This window comes from Microcystis sp. M53602_WE12 (genome assembly GCF_030065455.1).
Classification (GTDB): Bacteria; Cyanobacteriota; Cyanobacteriia; order Cyanobacteriales; family Microcystaceae; genus Microcystis; species Microcystis aeruginosa.
In genome coordinates, this window is record NZ_JASJFB010000840.1 from 1 (window position 1) to 1,211 (window position 1,211).

A 1,211-nucleotide genomic window follows, 5' to 3' on the forward strand; every position below is an offset into this window, starting at 1 on the left:
ATCTCCGGTTTCACCGATAGGTTATTGCCCGAATGCTTCGCCCCTAAAGGACGCGGGCCGATGAAGACGCGAGGTTTTGAACGACGATTCTCTCAAAATCTTGCACCTGTTTCGCGAGAAAAGCCCCAAAACCCTTACTTTGCCTACATTTCACATTTATTCAGCAAGCCCTAAGTAGTTGGTTATAATTAAATTAAAAATGGATTTTAGGTTCGATCCCCCTGCCTTCCTTGATAAGGGGGGTGTCGATCCCCCCTGCCTTCCTTGATAAGGTTCGATCCCCCCTGCCCCCCTTGATAAGGGGGGTGTTGCCTTTTCTCATCTTAAAAAAACAGGAGACAGGACAATGACATCGATCGAATTGCGGCAAAAACTAATCAACCAAATTGAGCGGCTGAGTTTTGAAAAACTTCTCGTTGTAGAAAAGCTGATCGAAAGTTTAGAAAGTCATTTACCAGAAACTTCAAAAAATATAGATTCTGCCCCAGAATCTCCAGCTTCAACAAACACTTATTTAGAAGATGATCCAATTATAGGAATGTGTTCTGGTGTAATTCCTAATCTTTCGGAGCGAGCGGAAGAAATTTTAGAAACAGCCATTAAACCTCCATCGGGATGGACATGGAAAGAATGAATTCTCTTGCTGATACAGGATTCATTGTTGCACTGATAGATTCTCAGGATTCCCATCACCGGGAAGTAAAAAACATCTATCTTCAGCAACAAAAAATCATAGTTCCTCAGAGTGTGTTAGCCGAGGTTGCTTATCTTTTAGGATGCAATGCTGGTATATCTTCCGTTATCCAGTTTTTGCGATTGCTAAAAACAAGTCGCTTTGAGCTAATGGCTTTGACAGAAGAGGATCTTTCCAGAATAGGAGATATTTTGGAAGAATATCAAGACAGTAGAGTGGACTTTGTAGATGCTTCGGTTATGGCAATGGCGGAACGATTAAACCTCACAATAATTCTGACACTAGATCGCCGAGATTTTAGTCTCTATCGTCCTCAAAACTGCACTGCCTTTACCTTGCTTCCCTAGCTGAAAATTTATAGATTATATTATAATCATCTTAGGATTTTCTGAAATTCTCAAGAGTAATTCGGCTCTTCTCTACTTTGTGTGATAAGCACTGATTATCATTCGTAGGAGTCTTGCTAGGCAAGGCTTTGAAGACTATATTTCTATAAAATTATCCCTATTCTTCTTCC

2 protein-coding genes are annotated in these 1,211 nt (G+C 40.6%); both read left to right on the plus strand.

From position 1 onward, the window contains the following. Window positions 1-346: 346 nt before the first annotated feature. Entirely contained in the window at window positions 347-634 is a 288-nt protein-coding gene (locus tag PX482_RS25675) for a hypothetical protein (RefSeq protein ID WP_002750295.1), read from the plus strand. After that, window positions 631-1,041, plus strand: a complete 411-nt coding sequence (locus tag PX482_RS25680; protein WP_043999229.1) for a type II toxin-antitoxin system VapC family toxin — start codon at window positions 631-633, stop codon at window positions 1,039-1,041. Before PX482_RS25675 ends, PX482_RS25680 begins: the two co-directional genes overlap by 4 nt. Window positions 1,042-1,211 lie beyond the last annotated feature (170 nt).

Excerpts from the sequence above, each read along its gene's own strand:
- PX482_RS25675 (WP_002750295.1), top strand. The coding sequence starts at position 347 with ATGACATCGATCGAATTGCGGCAAAAACTAATCAACCAAATTGAGCGG.
- PX482_RS25680 (WP_043999229.1), top strand. The coding sequence starts at position 631 with ATGAATTCTCTTGCTGATACAGGATTCATTGTTGCACTGATAGATTCT.